We start from the raw sequence: 20337 nt of genomic DNA on the forward strand, positions 1-20337 counted from the left end.
GGGAGCGAATGCGGATGAAAAAAGGGTTTGCTTTGCTGGGTGGGTCGCTTGTTTTGGCAGCTCTTGTGGCAGGAAGTCCGATGGCCCAGGCGGCAGATCCCTCTTCAGGAACGGCTGTGAGTCTGTACGAGCAGGCTCATATCGGCAAGATAGCGGGAAGCGGAGCGGCAGGCGAGGAAAACGGCGAAGCTCTGTCAGCCACCTTTCGCTATCCGATGGGAATCGCTTTGCTGCCGAACGGCACGGTATACGTCGCTGATACGCGGAATCAGTTGATTCGCCACATCGTATCGGACACCGTCGACACGTACGCCGGGATTATTGTAAGCAACGACGAAAAAGGCTTTCCTGCTGGCACCTGGATCGACGGTCCGTTGAAGCTGTCTTTGTTCCAATATCCCCAGGGAATGGCGGTAGACGCCCAGGGTATTCTCTACGTCGCGGATTCGGGGAACCACGCCATTCGCAAGATCACGCCAGAAGAAGTGGTGACGATTGCGGGAGACGGCGTGCTCGGTCATCAGGACGGAGCAGGGGGACAAGCCCGGTTCTACTCTCCGGCTGATGTGGCGGTTGCCCCGGACGGAACTGTGTACGTGGCAGATACGTTAAACCACGCGATTCGCAAAATCGCCCCGGATGGCACTGTCACCACACTGAACCAGGTATCGGACCGTGTCGCCAGGCTGCATAGCGATTATGTGGAGCAGGCAGGAGACTACCGTGACGGTGCGTTGGCAGAGGCGTTGTTTAACGAGCCGTCCGGTCTGGCGCTGGATGAGCGGGGAAATCTGTATGTCAGCGATACGGGCAACCAGCGAATCCGCTATATTGATCTGCAAAGCGGAACCGTCACGACGGTAGCCGGCAACGCAATGCCTGGCCCCGCAGACGACAGCTTGTATGCGGAAGGGGGCTATACAGACGGAGAAGCCGCCAGTGCGCAGTTCCAATTTCCGAGAGGGATCGCGCTCACCGCAGAGGGCGGTCTGGTTATCGCCGACAGCCAAAATCAGTCGGTGCGTTATCTGTTCAATGGCAGGGTGACGACATTGGCAGGAGGCGACAGCAGTGACAGTGAAAAACCATCGCTTTCGCTGCCCGTCGATGTCGCGGTTGATCCGCAGGGAACGATTTGGGTAGTCGACTCCTTCGCCAATGCCATATTGCATATCACGCCCGGTACGGCGGGAGAATAACCATCTACAAAAGCAAAGCCTCAGATTCCCGAACAGGGAGCCTGAGGCTTTTTCCTTGTGCATGAGTACGCGTGTCGGGGCATGTCTATTCCCGATAGCCCAATTGCTGCGAGATGTCCAGAGAGGTCTGCCGGATTTTGCGGATCAGCTCGTCCTGGACGCGTTCCATCGTGATCCGGTTGCTCGGGCCGGAGATGCTGAAGCTGGCGATGACCTTGCCCTGGTAATCGTATATCGGCGCGGCAATACAGCGGATGCCCTCTTCATTTTCGATATTGTCCAACGCGTAGCCCTGCTTTTTCACAGCGGCGATTTCCTGGGCGAGAGCTTCCCTGGAGGTGATCGTCTTGGCTGTGCGGGCCGCGAAGCTCATCGCAGAGACGACCCTTTGATAGTGCTCCTCCGACATGCCGGAAAGCAGGACTTTGCCCACGCCAGTACAGTACATCGGGGCACGGCTGCCGATCCGCGAGTACATGCGTATCGTCTGGTTGCTCTCGATTTTATCGATGTACATGACTTCACCGTTGTCGTCGATGCACAAGTGAACGGTTTCGTTGACGTCCTGTGACAGCTTTTGCAAAAATGGCTTGGCCACCCGCACGACATCAAGAGAGCTGACGATGTTGCGGGCCAGATAGACAAGCTGATAGCCGAGCCTGTATTTTTCCGTGTGCTCATCCTTGACCACGTAGTTCATATGCAGCAGCGTGGCCAAGAGACGATGTGTCGTGCTTTTGGACAGGCCGACCTGTTCGGACAGCCGGGTGATCTGGATTCCCTCCGGATAGTCGGAGAGGACGTTTAAAAGCGTAAGAGCACGCTCTAGCGATTGTACATTCGACATAGGTTCCCCTTCTCAAAACAAAAAGCATTTCCCCTGCGTGAATCCCTTTGAAGATACTGAAAAGCCGCACTTTTGAAAACTGTTTCATGTTAATCATAGTAGAATCACTTAGCCTTGTAAACAGAAGCGAGTGAAAGAAACAGGATGAACTGGAAATAAACTCAAAAAATGGTATTGAAAATATTCTGACTATGGATTACTATGTTTATGGAACGATGTTCTACATTGTGGAACCAATACCTTATTTTAACAAAACTGAGTGTTTTCCTGCTGTATCCCTTTCCCACTTTTGAATGAGCTGTCTGAACCCGCGTCGCGCAGGCGTGGTGAGGCCACCCCGCTTGCCCTGAAGGCGGCGGATAGCGACGTACAGAGGAGTTGGTTGGACATGAAAATCTTGTATGCACATCATCCGGACGACGTAAAGCAGTACACGACGGAAAAGCTGCGTGAGCAATTTTTGATGGAAAAGGTGTTTGTGGAGGACCAGATCGAGCTTGCGTACAGCCATGTTGATCGCATCATCTACGGCGGCGCTAAGCCAGTTTCGAAAGCGCTGTCATTGGACGCAGGCAAGGAGTTGGCGGCGAAGTATTTTCTGGAGAGACGGGAGCTGGGGGCGATCAATATCGGCGGAGCCGGGACCATCACCTGCGACGGGGAGGTCTACGAGATCGGACCGAAAGAAGGCATCTATATCGGCAGAGGGACAAAGGAGGTCGTGTTTCGCTCGCTCGACCCGGCTAATCCGGCCAAGTTCTATCTCAACTCGTGCCCGGCCCATACCAGCTATCCCACTGTAAAGGTCGGCCTGGAAAAAGCGCTGGCCCGTCCGTTGGGTGAAGCGGCGACGATGAACAAGCGGACAATCTACCAGTTTATCCATCCCGACGTGCTGGAGTCGTGTCAGCTCAGCATGGGCATGACTGTTCTGGAGGAAGGAAGCGGCTGGAATACGATGCCGTGCCATACCCATGAGCGGCGCATGGAAGTGTATTTCTACTTCGATATGGCAGAAGATACGCGCGTCTTTCACCTGATGGGCAAGCCGGAGGAGACGAGGCACATTGTCATCAGCAACGAACAGGCTGTCCTGTCGCCGAGCTGGTCGATTCACGCAGGCATCGGCACGCGCAGGTACACCTTTGTCTGGGGCATGTGCGGCGAGAATCAGGATTTCGACGACATGGACCATGTCGCGATGAAGGATTTGCGATAAAGGTGGTGAGCCGATGGCCGAACACAAGGTAATCATTACGGATTGCGACCATGAGAGCATGGAAATCGAGTCTCGTATTCTCGATGCTGCCGGTATTTCGTTCGCACATAAAGCATGTCTGAGCGAAGACGATGTGGTGAGCGAAGGGCAGGGCGCCACGGTGTTTCTCAACCAGTACGCGCCGATTACAGACAAGGTGATGCGAAGCCTGCCCGACTTGAAGCTCGTCGTACGCTACGGGGTCGGCGTCAACAATGTCGATCTGGAAGCAGCGACCCGGCATGGCGTGCAGATTTGCAATGTGCCGGATTACGGGACTCACGAAGTGGCGGATCACGCGCTGGCGCTGATGCTGGCTTTGACCAGAAAAATCGTGCTGATGAACGAAGCCGTCCACCGGGGCGAGTGGAATTACACGAAAAGCATCCCGATTTTTCGCCACAGTGAGACAACAGTCGGAGTAATCGGTGTGGGGCGGATCGGCACTGCGTTTGCCAACAAAGTACACGCGCTCGGCTGCCAGGTGATCGGCTACGATCCCAAGCATCGGGAAAAGCCATCGCGCACTCTGCCTGCCCATATCCAACTCGTCGGGCTGGAAGAACTGCTGGCGACATCGGATGTCGTCTCCATCCATTGTCCGCTGGATACAGCGAGAAACCTGATCGATGAAGCCGAGCTGCGGCTGATGAAACAAACCGCCTATCTGATCAACGTATCGCGTGGCGGCATCGTCAACGAAACAGCGCTGGACCTGGCGCTGGAACAGGGTTGGATCGCGGGGGCGGCTGCAGATGTGGCGGAGGTGGAGCCGCTACCCAGCGATTCCCCCTTGCTGCGCCACAGCCAGTTTTTATGCACGCCGCATATGGCCTGGTATTCCGAACAGGCGGCCCTGGAGCTGAAGCGGAAAGTGGCCGAGGAAGCGGTGCGTTTTTTGCGGGGAGAACAGGTCCATTATCCGGTGAATCAGCTTTCTTACAAAATATAGAGGGGGATCAACACATGAAAAAGAGAGGAAAGTCACTTTTTGCAATTGTAACCGCTTTCGCCATGGCGACGATGCTCGCTGCATGCGCCAGCAACAATCCGACTTCCACAGGCGTCGGAGGTGGCGGCACGACGGGAACGGGTACGGAAACAGGTACCGGTTCGGTGCAGACGCAGGTACTGAAGGTTGCGTTCAACCAACCGGAAAATCACCCGCAATTCAAGGCGATGGTAGAGTTCGGAGAAAAGCTGAAAGAACGCACTGGCGGAGCGTACAGCATCGAGATGTACCCCAATGAACTGCTGGGAGCGCAGCGGGAAACGATCGAGCTGGTACAGTCGGGCACAATTGCCATGTCGATTGTAGCGGGCAGCCTGATGGAGAACTTCAATCCTGATTTCGTCGTGTTCAACCTGCCGTATGTATTCAATTCCAAGGAACATCAGATGTCGGTCCTGAACAACCAGGAGATCGTCAGCGACCTGTACAAATCGACGGAAGCACAGGGCATGACGGTATTGGGGGCGTTCCATGGCGGCGTTCGCAACGTGTACAACAAAACGAAGCCGATTGAAACCCCGGAAGATTTGAACGGTCTGAAAATCCGAATCATCGAAAGCGATACCAATATCAAAATGATGAGCTACATGGGCGGTACGGGTACCCCGATGGGCCAAGGCGAAGTGTACACCGCAATTCAGTCGGGCGTGCTCGACGGCGGCGAAAACAACGAACTGATCTACGCAAATCTCAAGCACGTGGAAATCGCACCGTACTATTCCTACACCAAACATCTGATGATCCCCGATTACCTGATTATCAACACCAGCCTGCTGAACAGCATGTCCGACGAGCATCGCACCGCCTTCCTGGAGGAGTTCTCCAAGGCGATCGACCGGGAAGTGGAGCTGTGGGATGCCGACGTGGAAGCGGCAAAACAGGCTGCGGAAGCCGCTGGAGCCAAGTTCAACGAGCCTGACATTACCATTTTCCAGAACGCCGTAAAACCATTGCTGGATGAAAAATTGACGTCTGACAACGCAAAAGCGCTGTATCAAAAAGTGCGTGACGCAGTGCAATAAATAACGAGGTGGGCCTATGGCAGCGATCAAACATGCACTCGATAAAATCTTGGCCGCCTTGTGTATCGGCTTGTTCGGTTTTCTCGTGCTGCTGGTGACCTGGCAAGTCGTGACGCGGTTTGTCTTCAACGACCCGAGCGTCATTTCTGAGGAATTGGCGAAATACTGCTTTGTGTGGCTTGTTCTGTTCGGAGCAGCTTACGTGTTTGGCGAAAAGGGGCATATGGCAATCGAGTTTGTCAAAGACAGATTGCCCGGCAATCTCAGACGGGGCGCGGAAGTGCTGATTGAAATTACAGTGATTGTGTTTTCCGCGCTGGTCCTGGTCATCGGCGGCTACAAGGCAACCGCCCTGGCCTGGACCCAACTGTCCGCTGCCCTGCAGATTCCCGTGGGGTACCTGTATGCAGCGATCCCGGCTAGCGGTATCTTCATCATCTTCTATTGCATCTACAATGTGGTGCAAATCGTTACCGCCAAAAAAAGCACAGTAGAGCTATAGGGGCAAGAAGGGAGTAACTCATCTATGGATGTTGCATTTCAGGCTGCCTTGATATTGTTTGCCGGAGTGGCGTTCCTGCTCATTCTCGGTGCGCCGATCAGCATTGGCGTAGGCGTCGCGTCGGTACTTGCCATGTTCGCCATCCTGCCGTTTGACAATGCGCTGCTGGCGTCGGCACAGCGGATATTTACCGGGATGAACTCGTTTGCATTGCTCGCGATTCCCTTTTTTGTGCTGGCTGGCGTCATTATGAACAACGGAGGCATCGCCATACGGCTGGTGAACTGTGCCAAAGTACTGAGTGGGCGATTGCCCGGCTCGTTGGCGCAGACCAATACGGTAGCCAACATGCTGTTCGGTTCGATTAGCGGTTCGGCGGTCGCCGCCGCTGCCGCAGTCGGTGGGACGATGGCTCCGCTACAGGAAAAGGAAGGATACAAGCGGGAATTCAGCGCAGCGGTCAACATTGCTTCCGCGCCGACAGGCATGCTGATCCCGCCCAGCAATACGCTGATCGTCTACTCGCTGGCCAGCGGAGGCACCTCGATCGCCGCCTTGTTCATGGCCGGATACATTCCGGGCATTCTCTGGGGGATCGGTTGCATGATCGTCGCATTCATTCTCGCCAAGCGGTATGGCTACAAACGCGACGGAGGGATTACGTTTCAACAGGCGTTGCGCGTGTTCCTCGATGCCATTCCCAGCCTGCTGCTGATCGTCATCGTCATCGGGGGAATTGTCGGCGGTGTCTTTACAGCTACGGAAGGATCGGCGATTGCCGTCGTGTACGCACTGCTGCTGTCCTTCTTGTACCGGACGATCAAGCTGAAGGACTTGCCGCGCATTTTCTTGGAGTCAGCCAAAACGACCGCGATCGTCGTGTTTCTGATCGGCGTCTCCTCCATTATGTCGTGGGTGATGGCGTTTACCAACATTCCCTCGATGATTGCCAGCGGGTTGCTGGGGCTGACGGACAACATCTATGTCATCCTGTTGATTATGAATGTGATCCTGCTGATTATCGGGACGTTTATGGACCCGACCCCGGCTGTCCTGATCTTTACTCCGATCTTTTGGCCGATTGCGCAAAGTTTCGGCATTGATCCGGTACATTTCGGGATTATGCTGGTGTTCAATTTGTCGATCGGCACGATAACGCCGCCGGTAGGGCCGGTGCTGTTCGTCGGGGCGAAGGTCGCCAACATGCGGATCGAGCAGGTCGTCCGGCCGCTGCTGCCATTCTTTGCGGTCACCGTCGTCGTGTTAATGCTGGTTACTTATATTCCGCAGCTCTCACTTTTCATCCCGAAACTGTTCGGGTTGTAAACTATTACGCACAAGGAGGTGCCTGAGATGAAAGCGATCGTCTACGAAGCTCCCCATACGGTTTCACTGCACGAAAAGGCAAGGCCCGACGCCGGCGAAGGCTGGGCGTTGATCAAGACGTCCCACGTCGGCATTTGCGGAACGGATTTGAATATTTATTCCGGGCACCATCCGCGGGCACAAGCGCCGCTCGTCATGGGACACGAGTTTTCCGGCACGCTTGTCACGGGTCACCCGACATTGGCGGAAGGAACGGCAGTAACCGTGAATCCCCTGCTTAGCTGCGGCACATGTCTTCCTTGCCGTACTGGACAAAGCCATGTGTGCGAGACGCTAAAGCTGGTAGGCATCGATTGCGACGGGGGAATGGCGGAGTACGTCAAAGCCCCCGTACATCAGATCGTGCCGCTGCCAGGCGGTCTGACGCTGTCCACGGGCGCCTTGGTAGAGCCTGTTGCCGTAGCGGTTCACGCGGTGAGACAGGGAGGATACGTGCCGGGAGATCAGGCAGTCGTATTCGGAGCGGGAACGATCGGTTTGTGTGTCGCCCTCACCCTGCGCAGCTACGGGGCGGACGATGTCGTGGTCGTCGAAACGAATGAGCACCGGATCAAAAAAGCGGAAGAGCTTGGTTTTGCGACGATTGATCCTTCCCGGGAGCAGACACGGGACGTCATCCTTTCGCACACCGGGGGCAAGGGAGCGGACTTTGTATTTGACTGCGCCGGCCACCCGTCTGTCGTGCCGCTTTTGACCGAAGTCGTCAAGGTGCGCGGGACGGTTGTCATCGTCGCTGCATACAAGAAGCCGCCAGAAGTGCACCTGCTGCAAGGCATGTTCAAGGAGTTGACGATGCGCTTCGTTCGCGTCTACACCAGTGCGGATTTTGAGCGCGCGGCCCAACTGCTGGCGCATCAACGCGACTTCGCCAGAATCATCACCCACGTCTTGCCCCCGGAGCAAGCCCGGCAAGGCTTTGACCTGCTGACGAGCCATACGGATGCCGTGAAGGTGATGTATCAGTTTTGATGTGCATTTGCAGCTCAAAAAGAGTACGACAATGGATGGGGAGGAAGGAACATGGAATTCATACTCGATTACTTTTCGCTACAGGGAAAAACCGCATTGGTGACAGGGGCCCGTACCGGAATCGGGCAGGCGATCGCCGTCGGCCTGGCGTCGGCGGGTGCCCACGTCCTGCTCCTGGGACATCGCGACAATTTGGGCGAGACGAAAGAAAAAATCGAAGCAGCAGGCGGCACGTATGAAACGGTGCTGATCGATTTGAGCGAGGTCGATCAGATACGCGCCAAAATCAAGCCGATTCTGGAGAAGCATCAGATCGACATCCTCGTCAACAATGCGGGAATTGTCTACCGCGAGCCAGCCGTCGACTACAGCGAAGCGGAGTGGACCCGAGTCATCAACGTCAACCTGAACGCCGTCTTCATCCTCTCCCAGGAGATCGGGCGGGGCATGGTGGAGCGCGGGTCCGGCAAGATCATCAACATCGCTTCGCTGCTGTCCTTCCAGGGCGGCATTTTCGTCCCGGCATACACCGCGAGCAAACACGCAGTAGCCGGACTGACCAAATCATTTGCCAACGAGTGGGCTGCAAAAGGCGTGCAAGTAAACGCGATCGCTCCCGGCTATATCGATACGAACAACACGGAAGCGATACGCAATGACGCCAAACGCAACCAATCCATCCTCGAGCGGATTCCGGCCGGGCGCTGGGGCGTGCCGGAGGATCTGGTGGGAGCCGCCCTGTTCCTCGCCTCCAAAGCGTCGGATTACGTCAACGGGCATGTGCTGGTCGTGGATGGCGGATGGATGGGCAGGTAGAATATGGAGGCAAAACAATCGATGCTCGATGTGATTACGATCGGGGACGGGATGATTACGTTCGATCCCCAGTCCAAGGGGCCGCTTCGTTTTGTCCATCAGTTCGAGCGAAAAATCGGCGGGGCCGAGCTGAACGTCATCCTCGGATGTGCCCGACTGGGGCTGAAAGCAGGCTGGATCAGCCGGTTGGGCAAGGACGAATTCGGTCGCCATATCGTCAACACGATGCGCGGAGAAGGTGTGGACATTTCGGAAGTAAAGCTGATGGAAGGATACGCTACCTCGCTCAACTTCAAGGAGGTACGGGAAAACGGCAACGGGCGCACCTTTTACTACCGCCAGAAATCGCCGACAGAGACGCTGACGCCGGAGCTGCTGCCGGAAGCGTACATCGCCGGAGCGCGTATTTTGCATGTGACCGGTGTGTTTCCGGCGATTCAGGAGAACAACCGGGCCGTCATCCTGCGCGCCCTGCAACTGGCCAAGCGGCACGGTGTCAAGGTGTCCTTCGACCCGAATATCCGGCTGCGGCTGTGGAGCAGGGAGCTGGCGCGGGCGACGCTCCTCACCTACCTGCCTTACGTCGATTTCATGCTGGCGGGACGGGAAGAAATGGAGCTGATTTTTGAGAGCGGCGAACAGAAGGTGTGGGAGCAGGCGATACAGCGCTACGCGTTTGAGCACGTAGTCGTCAAAGACGGCGAAAACGGTTCGTATGCCTTCATGGACGGCCGCTGGGTCCACCAGCCGGCTTTTCCTGTCGCCAAGGTAGTCGATACGGTAGGCGCGGGAGATGGATTCGACGCCGGTTTTCTCTACGGCGTGATCCACGGCTGGCCGATCGGGCAAACGCTGGAGTTTGCCAATGCAATTGGCGCAATGGTGGTGCAGGTACACGGCGACAATGAAGGACTGCCGTACCTGGAGGAAGTAGAGGGCTTTTTGGGCATGCGTGAAGTGGTGGAACGGTAGTTCACAAATCCTTCCTTTTTCATGTGATCTCGATCACAGTAGCAGCGTTTGTTCCTTTCTATACTGGAATCAGGAAGCGAATCAACGCAATAGGGGGAAGGACGCATGCTGAGTGAGAAAACCATCCAAGTCATAAAGTCGACCGTTCCGGTACTGGAGCAGCATGGCACAGCGATTACAAGCCGTTTTTACCAGATGCTGTTTGCCAAGCATCCGGAGCTGCTGAATATTTTCAACCACGCCAACCAGAAGCAGGGCAGACAGCAAACGGCTTTGGCCAACGCGGTGTACGCAGCGGCCGTGCATATCGACCGCCTGGAGGAAATCCTGCCGGTCGTCAAACAGATTGGGCACAAGCACCGCAGTCTCGGTGTAAAGCCGGAGCACTACCCGATCGTCGGTGAGACGCTGCTCGCTGCGATCAAGGATGTCCTGGGGGACGCGGCTACCGAAGAAATCGTGCAAGCCTGGGCAGATGCCTATGGTGTGATCGCGGACGCCTTTATCAGTGTGGAAGCGGAGATGTACGCGCAGGCGGAACAGGAGGGAGGCTGGGCAGGCTTTCGCGCCTTCCGGGTCGAGCGGAAAGTACGGGAGAGTGAGTGTATTACGTCGTTTTACCTCGTTCCGGAGGACGGCAAGCCGCTCGCTGGCTTTGCGCCGGGTCAGTATGTCAGCGTGAAAATGGAGATACCGGGAGAGGAGTACGAACACATCCGCCAGTACAGCTTGTCTGACGCCCCGGGCAAACCGTATTACCGGATTTCCGTAAAGCGCGAGGACGCAGACGGGAACAAGCCGGATGGCAAAGTTTCTGCGTACCTGCACAAACAGGTCGAATCCGGTGATGTACTGTGGCTGTCCGCGCCTGCCGGCGATTTTACCGTAGATATGCAAGACACGCGCCCGGTCGTGTTCATCAGCGGCGGGGTCGGGTTGACGCCGTTGGTCAGTATGCTGCATGAGGTCGTGGAAAAACAGCCCGGTCGCCCTGTACGCTTTATCCACGGGACGCAAAACGGGGACACGCACGCCTTGAAACAGGAGATCGAGAAGCTGGCCGACAAGCACGAGCAGCTTGCTGCCTACTGGTGCTACAGCAAGCCTTCGGAGCGAGACAGGGCGGAGCAGCCATTCCACAAAGAAGGGCATATCGATCTGCCCTGGCTGAAGCAAGTCGCGGAAAGCCGGGATGCGAGCTTCTATTTTTGCGGACCGGTGCCGTTCATGCGGGACATTCACCGCATGCTAAAGGAGTGGGGCGTGGCGGACGCCGACCTGCACTTCGAGTTCTTCGGTCCAGCGGCAAACTTGTAGATCACGTGCCGTTCCCGGATGCGGCCTGGGCGCGCAGCAGCCTGTTGACCGTCTCGCGTCGCAGTCCGAGGAATTGGCCAATCTCGTCTTGCGTCAGCAAATCGGTCAATGGGGCAGGGGCGATATACTGGTTGAACCAGCTCTGCAGCTTGCGCAGTTTTTCGGGAGGAGATACCTCCGTCAACTGATCGATGCGCTGCTGCATCATGCGCAGCCTCTCCTGCAGCAGCAAAGCGATGGAGAGGCATTTTTGCGGGTCGCGCTCCAGTTCCAGATACCATTGTTGTGCCGATAACATCTCGATTTCCGAGGTCACCATGGCAATCGCCGTTCCGTAATACGGGTTGGGGCTGATCAGCGAATGATGCGGGATAATCTCGCCTGGTACGATGATATTGACCAAAATCACGGTCCCGTCTGCATGGACCCGGACGATTTTCAACAGACCGCTTTTCAGGTGAAAAAGCGGTCCCGTTTCACCCTGGCGGAAAAGCGTTTCCCCTTTATGCAAAATCATAGGTTACCTCCGCAAGCCGACAGGCGATGCTCAAAAACGATGAGCACTCGCCTTTTTTGTTTGCTCGTAGATTCGTCAATCAGCACGATTATAGCAAAAAAAGAGTAAAGGCAAGAAAATACGATGAATATGACATATTGGACGCCATGTTTGCAAATTAACCTGACAGCGCAAAAAGGAATCAGATAAGTGATTGTACGGGGCTGTCCCAGCGTCTACGGACGAGGGGACAGCCCTATTTCGTCGTATGCGCAAAAACACAAACGATATACATGAAAGCGTTGCATAAAATCTTCTAAACACGAATATTTACAATGTTCACTGTTGAAAACAATCGGTTATTGTGTTACCTTTATCAATGTTATTTATACTTACATTTACATGGCGCAAACAGAAAAGGAGTCAGAAAACATGGAATGGAAGGATATTGTCGCGGCACTTAGCGTGGTACTCAACGGATTGCCGCAAGGTTTGCTGGCCTTGTCACTCGGATTTGCCTCTGTTCCGACTGCTTTGGCCTTCCTGGTCGGGGCGGCAGGGAATGCGATGACAGGTTCGGTCGCCGTCGTCTCCTATCAGGCAGAGACGATTGCCGTAGCAGGCGCGATGGGCAAAACAATGCGGGATCGGCTGTCTATGGTGTTCCTCGGCGGGGCGATCATGGCTGTCATTGGATTGTTCGGGTTTTTGGAAAAAATCGTGGAATTTATCGGTCCGGTAATTACCAACGGAATGATGGCCGGTGTCGGCATCATGCTGGCAAAAGTATCGTGGGATATGGCGAAAGACAACATGCCAGTCGGTCTCACCTCAATGGTCACGGGATTGCTTACCTATTTTATGACCAAGGATCTCGTATACACGATCACGATCTCGGTCCTGCTCTCCAGCGTCGTATCCAATGTGCTGAAGCAAGACAGTGCGATCAAGCCGCTGGAATCTGATCGCTTCAAGCTGCAGAAGCTGAGCTTTTCCGCTGCGATATGGCGCGGAGCTATGGCGATGGTCTGTCTCAACATCGGAGCCAATATTGCTTTCGGTCAAATCACCGGGAGCATTGCCCAAACAGATGTCGACCTGGATACACTGACGGTGATCAGCAGCGTGGCTGACATGGTTTCTGCCCTGTTTGGCGGTGCGCCTGTAGAGGCGATCATCTCCGCTACCGCAGGGGCGCCCAATCCGGTTGCATCCGGCGTGCTGATGATGGTCATCATGGCTGCGATTCTGATTGCCGGATTGCTGCCCAAGATCGGACGCTACATCCCGAGCCAATCGATTGCCGGCTTCCTGTTTGTGCTGGGCGCGATCGTGACGACTCCGGGCAATGCGCTGGCTGCGCTGAGCGGCGAAGAGGCTTCCTCCAACATCGTAGGCGGGGTGACGATGGTCGTAACCGCGATTTCCGATCCGTTCTTCGGGATGCTGGCGGGGTTGTTGATGCGTGCATTGATCGGTATGTTCGGGATGTAAACCATTTTGCAAGGAGTGAGTCCCCATGGAAAAAACATATACACTGGAAGTGGCAGGGGTCACGCGCCATCTGCCGATTATCCGGATCGCGGATGATTTGAGCATCGCCAGCTTTGTCATTCTGGGCGATACCGAGCTGGTGACGGCGGCGGCCCCTCTGCTGGCGGCCAAACTGCCGGAGGTGGATGTGCTGATTACCGCAGAGGCAAAAGGAATTCCGCTCATTTTTGAAATATCCCGCCTGCTGGGCATGAAAAAATACTACGTAGCGCGTAAAAGCACCAAGCCGTACATGGATTCTCCCCTGATCAACGAAGTAGTCTCGATTACGACCCAGAAAAAGCAGATACTCTGCCTGGACGGTGCCGATGCCAAAGAAATCAAGGGCAAGCGCGTAGCGATTATCGACGATGTCATCAGCACCGGGAAGTCGTTGCAGGCGATTGAGGAACTGGTCAATCTCGCAGGCGGTCATGTCGTCGCCCGCGCCGCGATTCTCGCGGAGGGCAGCGCGGCAGAGCGTGATGACATCCTGTTCTTGCAGGAGCTGCCGCTCTTTCCGCATGAACCAGGAACAGAATAGAAAAGGAGAAAATTCCCTTCTTACTATAATAGGTAGAGAAGGGAGTTTCTTTTTCGATCGCCAACTAGACAGAATTCCCATAAAAAAGTTGTGTCTCCTCTGTTTCCAAAACGAATTCAATAAATTAAAATGAGTGAATAGTAATTACTGTGGTAATATTCCCAAACTACGCGAATCGTTTGACAAAAAGCGAAGAACAGACTACCATATGAAATCGTTGTATATAAATTCGTTCGTTTGAATAAATGCACAGGAGATGTCGTCATCATGCACACGATACCGGGTCCCGCCAAGTATATACGAGAAGACGGATTGCTTCGCCAAGCAGGTTCCTACATAAAGGAGTTCGGCAGCTCTGCCCTGTTTATCGGGGGAAAAACCGCGCTGTCGATTGTCGAACCTCTCATCAAGGAGAGCTTGGCCGAAAGCAAGATTGAGAACAAAGGCTTTGAATGGTACGGCGGTGAATGTTCGTGGTCGCAGGTAGAGCGTCTGTGCCAGATCGTGCAGCAAAAAAAGCCCGAGGTCATCATCGCTGTCGGTGGCGGCAAGGCGATTGATACGGTCAAGGCCGTCGCCTTCGCGGAGGGGCTGCCAGTCCTGGCGATTCCCACAATCGCAGCGACATGTGCGCCTTCCACCCCGATTGCCATCATGTACGACGATGAGGGCACATTTATCGAGATCAGCCACCGCTCCAAGGCACCGAGCCTCGTTCTCGTGGATACAGAAGTGATCGTTCGCGCTCCGTACCGTTTTCTCGTGGCGGGGATCGGCGACACTCTGGCAAAATGGTTCGAATCCTCGGCATCGGTGAAAAAGAGCGAACCTACCGCTTTGAACCGCAGCGCCGTGAAGCTGGCCCATGAACTGTACCAATTGCTTTTGGAAAAAGGTCCGGAAGCGGTAGCGACGATCAAGGCGGGCAAGGTCGACCAGGCTGTCAACGACGTGATCGACAGCATCATCCTAATCAGCGGCAGCGTGAGCGGCTATGGCGGCGATGATTGCCGTACCGCAGCGGCGCATGCGATCTACTCCGGATTGACCATCTTCCCTGAGGTGCACGACACCTATCACGGCGAGATCGTCGCATTCGGCATCCTCGCCCAGCTCGTCCTCGAAGGCAAAAGCGAAGAGGAGATTGGCGAGCTAATCGCATTCTATCAACAAGTCGAGCTGCCGTATACATTGGAAGACATGGCGATTACCGATTTGTCCCAAGACGAGTGGAAACGTCTCGGCGAAGTGACGGTAGAGATTGAAGACATGGAGAACATGCCGTTTGCCGTGACGCCTGAGATGGTGATTCATGCCGTACAGGGCGCAGACCGAATCGGAAAGAAGGTCAAACAGCAATGAAACTCGACAAAATGGTACGCAGCGTATATCCGAAGCTGATGCCGTATGTGGCCCAGTTGGCTGATTTGCCGGTGGAAGAAATGAAGCAGGCGCTCGGAAAAGATACGGTGTACAAGCTGTCCTTCAACGAAAATCCGCTCGGCCCTTCGCCGAAAGCGGTAGAGGCGATGCAAAAGGCGCTACTCGACCTCAATCTGTACCCGAGTTCCAACGGGGAGGCTGTCATCAGCCGTCTCGCGGAAAAGGAAGGCGTACAAAAGGAAAATCTGATCCTCTCCAACGGGGCGGACGAGATGATCGTCATGGTGGCGCAAACCTTCCTCGAGCCAGGGGACGAAGTAGTCATGCCGCACATCACGTTTGTACAATACCTGGCGTCGGCGCATTTGATGGGAGCGACCCCCGTGCTGGCTCCGATGAAGGATGATCTGGGAGTCGATCTGGATGCGATTCTGGCGAGGATCACCCCGGCGACCAAGCTGGTGTTTTTGTGCAATCCGAACAACCCGACCGGCGTCGCGATCCCGGCAGATGAGCTGCGCGCTTTTGTGGAGAAGGTTCCCGAGAATGTCCTGGTCGTGATCGACGAAGCGTACCATGAATACGCGGTCGACCCGGAATACCGGACCTCGGTGGATATGGTAGGACAGGGAAAAAACGTGTTCGTGATTCGGACGTTCTCCAAAATATACTCGCTGGCAGCAGCACGGATCGGGTACGGCATGGGGCCGTCGGCGATCGTCGATGCGATCAACCACGTCCGACCGCCGTTTAACGTCAATTCCATCGCCCAGGCCGGAGCATTGGCGAGCCTCGACGATACTGCACATGTGACCGAGTCGCAAGCGATCAACCAGCAGGGCAAAGAGCTGATCACACGGTTGTTTGACGAGCTGGGCATGAAGCATCTGCCGAGCAACACCAACTTCGTCTGCGTCGATACGGGCAAAGACAGTACGTGGATGTTCGAGCAGCTGGCTGAGCGCGGCGTGATCGTGCGCAATCTGGCCGGCTACGGGATGAACACATCGCTGCGTGTCTCGATCGGCAAGCCGGAAGAAATGCAAGCCTTTGTAGCAGCAATGAAAGAAATTATAGAAAAGTAAATTCTGGGGGGAAATACAGATGAAAAAGATCACTACACTGTTGCTGGCCGCCATGCTCAGCATCGGTCTCGTAGGCTGCGGCGCGGCAAACACCGGCGGCAGTGGCGAGTCCACCGACGGCAACAACCAGGCTGCACAACCAAGTGAAGGCGCGGACAAAGCACCGCTCAAAGTCACACTGCCGACATGGACAGGATACGGCCCGTTGTTCTTGGCGAAGGAAAAGGGATTGTTTGAAAAACACGGCATCGATGTGGAACTCTCCACGATCGAAGGGCTGGCTGAGCGCAAGGCAGCGTTGGCTGGCGGCAAGGTAGACGGGATGGCGACAGCGCTTGACGTACAAGTGACACTGGCAGCGTCCGGTGTGCCGATGCAAGTCGTATGGCTGCTCGACGATTCCTACGGCGGCGACGGAATTATCGCAAAAAGCGAGATTGCCAGCGTAGCTGATCTGAAAGGCAAGAAAGTCGCATTTGAGCAAGGCTCGACCAGCCATCTGCTGCTCCTGACAGCGCTCAAAGAAGCGAACCTGACCGATAAAGATGTGGAAATGGTGCAAATGTCCGCTGGCGATGCCGGAGCTGCTTTCGTAGCAGGACAGGTAGACGCAGCCGTAACGTGGGAGCCATGGCTGTCCAAAGCGTCTCAGGCAAACGGTGGCACACTCGTGACGACCAAGGACCTGCCAGGAATCATCGTCGATACCGTCGGCTTCCGCAAAGACGTGATCGAACAGCGCCCAGACGACATCCAGGCATTTGTGGCTGCGATGGCAGAGGCGATGGACTACTGGAAAGCAAATGAAGACGAGTCCAACGAAATCATGGCTAAAGGCCTGAAAATCGACCTGGCCGAGTTTACCGGCACCGTTAGCGGATTGAAGTTCCTGCACAAGGAAGAGAACCAGGAATTGTTCGGCACGGCTGAAAGCAAAGGACAAATTTACGCCTCTACACAGAACGCAATCGACTTCTATGTCGAACAAAAACTGATTGACAGTGCTCCTAACGTGGACGATGTATTGAATCCTACCTTTGTGAATGGACTCTAAAGGAGTGCCCCGCCAGGGCCTCCTTTTGTCTATCAAGCTTGTAAAAAATGAGGGATGACAGATGTGGAAGAATGTCTTTACCCCGAAGAAGGAGATCGCCAAACCGCTTTATTCCGGGGCGGGGATTGCTACGTTTCTCTTGCTGTTGGTCGTCTGGTCGGTTCTCACCTACGGGGGTTTTGTCAACGAGCTGTTCCTGCCAGCGCCAGATAAGGTTGTGGCAACAGCAATTTCCATGTTTCAAAGCGGTGAAATCTACGGCGATATCGGGATAAGCTTCTCCCGCGTCCTGTCTGGATTTGTGCTGGCAGCGCTGATTGGCGTACCGCTTGGCATGCTGATGGGTACATTGCGGATCATGGAAGGCGCGTTTGAACCGATTATCGGCTTTATCCGCTACATGCCAGCCTCCGCCTTTATCCCGCTGTTTATTTTGTGGATTGGCCTGGGCGAAGGGGAAAAAATGGCCGTTATCTTCTTCGGGACCTTTTTTCAACTTACGCTGATGGTCATGGATGTCACGAAAAACGTGCAAAACGAGCTGATCGAGGTCTCCTACACGCTGGGCGCCAAGAAGTTTCAGTTGTTCCGCCGGGTCATCCTGCCAGCCTCGCTGCCAGGGATTGTCGACACGCTCCGCATCACCTTTGGCTGGGCCTGGACGTATCTGGTCGTCGCCGAGCTGGTCGGAGCGTCGGAGGGACTTGGATACATGATTATGCAGGCCTCTCGCTTCCTCAACCCGGACAAGATTATCGTCGGGATTTTGATTATCGGTCTGTTGGGATTGATTACGGATATTTTGTTCAAAGCCATTTACCGCGCATCTTTCTCCTGGATGAGAAAGGAAGGATCATAAGATGACGACGAAGACGCCAAAACTGGTTATCGACAACGTAGGCAAAGTATTTTCGACCAAGAGCGGCAAAGTAGTCGCCCTGGATCAGACTTCCTTTACCGTCGAGGAAGGGGAATTTGTCACCATTCTCGGGCCTTCGGGCTGTGGCAAGTCTACCATTTTGCGGGTAGTGGCAGGGCTGGAGGAGCCGTCCTCGGGACATGTCTACCTGGACGGAAAAGAGATTCACGGACCTGGTCCTGACCGGGGCATGGTGTTCCAGTCCTACACGCTCTACCCGTGGCTGACGGTCAAGGACAACATCACCTTTGGACTTGATCTGAAAGGCGTGCCGAAAAAGCAGCAGGATGAGATCGCCCATCACTACCTCGAACTGATCGGTTTGAAAGGCTTTGACAAGCATTACCCGATTCAATTGTCCGGGGGTATGAAGCAGCGTGTGGCGATTGCCCGTGCGCTCGCCAACGATCCGCAAATTCTTTTGATGGACGAGCCGTTCGGGGCGCTGGACGCGCAGACGCGGTCGATCATGCAGGAAATTTTGCTGAAGGTATGGGAGGAGTCGAAAAAAACGATTCTCTTTATTACCCATGATGTGGAAGAGTCGATTTTCCTCGGCGATTCGATTTACGTGATGACAGCACGCCCGGGGCGTCTGAAAAAGAACATCAAGGTGCCGCTGGCTCGTCCCCGCGACTATCACAACAAGAGCAGCGAAGAGTTTTTGGCGCTCAAGCAGGAGCTCCTCGAGCTGATCCGCGAAGAAAGCATCAAGGCCGTACAACCATAGTTCCATGACATGTACAAGAGGAAAGGGTGTCTTCCGAAGTAGCCTTCGCTACAAGGGAGACACCCTGGCTTGTAGGAGCGACCGAAAAAATGTTTCATTGGGATAAAAATTGTTTATTAACAACCCTTTTTTTACTAGTGTCGAAATATAATTGTTTTTTTGATATTATAAATAAACATGCTAAAAGAGAGCTGTACAAAATAGGGAGGTAGAGTGAATTGCAAAAATCTCTGAAACTCGCATTGGGATCGTTCCTTGCGCTGTCGCTGGCTCTTGCTGGCTGTGGGCAGTCTGGAGGAAATGCAACCCCACCACAAACCGAACAAGGCCAGGAAGGGGCAGCAGCAGATCCGATCGCGCTCGACATCGGCATGCTCAAGCTGACCAGTTCCGCACCACTGTTTATCGGGATCGAGAAAGGCTTTTTCGCCGAGGAAGGCATTGAAGCAAACGCGACCTGGTTCGATGCGGCACAACCGATTGCCGTAGCTACCGCTTCCGGAAGCGTAGATGTAGGGGCGACGGGCATTACGGCGAGCCTGTACAACATGGTAGCCGGCGGACAAAAACTGGTGATCGTCGCGGATAAAGGAAGGGAGCAGGCTGGATACTCTTCTTCTGCTTTGTTGTTCCCTAGCGATTCACCTCTGAACAGCATTGAAGATTTAAAGGGCAAAAAGGTCGGGATCACGCAGACTGGTTCCACCTACCATTACATGGCGGGAAGACTGCTGGAAAATCACGGCTTGACCCTGCAAGATATTGAACTGATTCCGCTCAACAACATCAAGGGATTGATGGAAGCGCTGAAGAGCAAGCAGGTAGACGCGGTCCTGTTGAACGAGCCGAACATTTCCACGGTTGTCGAGGAAGGCTACGGCAAAGTGGTCGCGCAAATCGGGGATGAGATGGACTATCAGACATCCGGCATTTTCTTCTCGCCGGCGCTGGCGGAGAACAAGGATGCTGCACAGCGTTTCCTGCGTGCCTACATCAAGTCGTCCCGTTACTACTACGACGCTGTTTTGAACAAGGAGAACGGCGAAGTGGTGCCTGGCGAAAACTACGAGGAAGTCGTCAACATCATCGCCCAGTACACCGACCAGGAGCCTGATATGATCAAGAAAGGCATGCCGTACATGGATCGCGACGGCAAGCTGCTCGAATCCGACATCAAGACACAGGTTGAATGGTATGCCAAGGAGAAGCTGATCGACCAGGTCATCGATACGACTGAAATCGTAAATACGCAATTGTTGGAAGATGCATTGCAATCATTAGGGAAGTGAGCCT

20 protein-coding genes are annotated in these 20337 nt (G+C 54.7%); 18 read left to right on the forward strand and 2 right to left on the reverse strand.

Translation table 11 applies throughout. From position 1 onward, the window contains the following. Positions 1-14: 14 nt before the first annotated feature. On the forward strand, positions 15-1199 hold the full coding sequence (locus ACAF76_RS00535; protein WP_400164403.1) for a copper amine oxidase: 1185 nt from the start codon (positions 15-17) through the stop codon (positions 1197-1199). Positions 1200-1284: 85 nt separating this feature from the next. On the opposite strand, the gene ACAF76_RS00540 is transcribed toward ACAF76_RS00535, so the two are convergent. Beyond that, positions 1285-2046, reverse strand: coding sequence for an IclR family transcriptional regulator (locus ACAF76_RS00540; RefSeq protein WP_400164402.1), 762 nt, complete (start codon positions 2044-2046; stop codon positions 1285-1287). A 388-nt stretch (positions 2047-2434) separates the two neighbouring features. Here ACAF76_RS00540 and kduI point away from each other — a divergent pair, with 388 nt between their 5' ends. The 9 genes from kduI to hmpA all read left to right on the forward strand — a co-directional run bounded on the left by kduI (position 2435) and on the right by hmpA (position 11300). After that, positions 2435-3265, forward strand: a complete 831-nt coding sequence (kduI, locus tag ACAF76_RS00545; RefSeq protein ID WP_400164401.1) for a 5-dehydro-4-deoxy-D-glucuronate isomerase — start codon at positions 2435-2437, stop codon at positions 3263-3265. Between the two features lie 13 nt (positions 3266-3278). After that, the gene (locus ACAF76_RS00550; protein ID WP_400164400.1) at positions 3279-4256 is read left to right on the forward strand and encodes a C-terminal binding protein; all 978 of its coding nucleotides are present in this window, start codon (positions 3279-3281) and stop codon (positions 4254-4256) included. A 14-nt stretch (positions 4257-4270) separates the two neighbouring features. Beyond that, the gene (locus ACAF76_RS00555) at positions 4271-5338 is read left to right on the forward strand and encodes a TRAP transporter substrate-binding protein (RefSeq protein ID WP_400164399.1); all 1068 of its coding nucleotides are present in this window, start codon (positions 4271-4273) and stop codon (positions 5336-5338) included. Between the two features lie 16 nt (positions 5339-5354). After that, entirely contained in the window at positions 5355-5840 is a 486-nt protein-coding gene (locus ACAF76_RS00560; RefSeq protein ID WP_400164398.1) for a TRAP transporter small permease, read from the forward strand. Between the two features lie 24 nt (positions 5841-5864). Then, the gene (locus tag ACAF76_RS00565; protein WP_400164397.1) at positions 5865-7166 is read left to right on the forward strand and encodes a TRAP transporter large permease; all 1302 of its coding nucleotides are present in this window, start codon (positions 5865-5867) and stop codon (positions 7164-7166) included. Positions 7167-7193: 27 nt separating this feature from the next. After that, positions 7194-8195: a zinc-binding dehydrogenase gene (locus ACAF76_RS00570; RefSeq protein ID WP_400164396.1), complete on the forward strand. Its 1002-nt coding sequence runs from the start codon at positions 7194-7196 to the stop codon at positions 8193-8195. A gap of 51 nt (positions 8196-8246) precedes the next feature. Continuing rightward, positions 8247-9011 carry a 2-dehydro-3-deoxy-D-gluconate 5-dehydrogenase KduD gene (gene kduD, locus ACAF76_RS00575; protein ID WP_400164395.1) on the forward strand — a complete coding sequence of 255 codons (765 nt, stop codon included), beginning with the start codon at positions 8247-8249 and terminating at the stop codon, positions 9009-9011. Positions 9012-9014: 3 nt separating this feature from the next. Then, positions 9015-9983, forward strand: a complete 969-nt coding sequence (locus ACAF76_RS00580) for a sugar kinase (protein WP_400164393.1) — start codon at positions 9015-9017, stop codon at positions 9981-9983. A 105-nt stretch (positions 9984-10088) separates the two neighbouring features. Continuing rightward, positions 10089-11300, forward strand: a complete 1212-nt coding sequence (hmpA, locus tag ACAF76_RS00585) for an NO-inducible flavohemoprotein (RefSeq protein ID WP_400164391.1) — start codon at positions 10089-10091, stop codon at positions 11298-11300. A 1-nt stretch (position 11301) separates the two neighbouring features. Here hmpA and ACAF76_RS00590 read toward each other — a convergent pair whose 3' ends face one another. Further along, a complete protein-coding gene (locus ACAF76_RS00590) occupies positions 11302-11817 on the reverse strand; it encodes a Crp/Fnr family transcriptional regulator (RefSeq protein ID WP_400164390.1) in 516 nt (171 codons plus the stop codon). Between the two features lie 411 nt (positions 11818-12228). Here ACAF76_RS00590 and ACAF76_RS00595 point away from each other — a divergent pair, with 411 nt between their 5' ends. The 8 genes from ACAF76_RS00595 (at position 12229) to ACAF76_RS00630 (ending at position 20333) form a co-directional block, all read left to right on the forward strand. Beyond that, a complete protein-coding gene (locus tag ACAF76_RS00595; RefSeq protein ID WP_400164389.1) occupies positions 12229-13290 on the forward strand; it encodes an NCS2 family permease in 1062 nt (353 codons plus the stop codon). Between the two features lie 25 nt (positions 13291-13315). After that, a complete protein-coding gene (locus tag ACAF76_RS00600; RefSeq protein ID WP_400164388.1) occupies positions 13316-13873 on the forward strand; it encodes a phosphoribosyltransferase family protein in 558 nt (185 codons plus the stop codon). A gap of 267 nt (positions 13874-14140) precedes the next feature. Next, positions 14141-15235, forward strand: coding sequence for an iron-containing alcohol dehydrogenase family protein (locus tag ACAF76_RS00605; protein ID WP_400164387.1), 1095 nt, complete (start codon positions 14141-14143; stop codon positions 15233-15235). Continuing rightward, positions 15232-16341, forward strand: a complete 1110-nt coding sequence (hisC, locus tag ACAF76_RS00610) for a histidinol-phosphate transaminase (protein WP_400164386.1) — start codon at positions 15232-15234, stop codon at positions 16339-16341. The genes ACAF76_RS00605 and hisC overlap by 4 nt, the downstream gene beginning before the upstream one ends. Before the next feature lie 19 nt (positions 16342-16360). Continuing rightward, positions 16361-17395 carry an ABC transporter substrate-binding protein gene (locus tag ACAF76_RS00615; RefSeq protein WP_400164385.1) on the forward strand — a complete coding sequence of 345 codons (1035 nt, stop codon included), beginning with the start codon at positions 16361-16363 and terminating at the stop codon, positions 17393-17395. A gap of 61 nt (positions 17396-17456) precedes the next feature. Beyond that, positions 17457-18254: an ABC transporter permease gene (locus tag ACAF76_RS00620; RefSeq protein WP_400164384.1), complete on the forward strand. Its 798-nt coding sequence runs from the start codon at positions 17457-17459 to the stop codon at positions 18252-18254. A gap of 1 nt (position 18255) precedes the next feature. Further along, positions 18256-19044, forward strand: coding sequence for an ABC transporter ATP-binding protein (locus ACAF76_RS00625; protein ID WP_400164383.1), 789 nt, complete (start codon positions 18256-18258; stop codon positions 19042-19044). 218 nt (positions 19045-19262) lie between these two features. Next, a complete protein-coding gene (locus ACAF76_RS00630) occupies positions 19263-20333 on the forward strand; it encodes an ABC transporter substrate-binding protein (protein WP_400164382.1) in 1071 nt (356 codons plus the stop codon). Positions 20334-20337: the final 4 nt, after the last annotated feature.

It is taken from the genome of Brevibacillus sp. TJ4 (assembly GCF_044627595.2).
In the GTDB taxonomy this organism is placed as follows: domain Bacteria; phylum Bacillota; class Bacilli; order Brevibacillales; family Brevibacillaceae; genus Brevibacillus.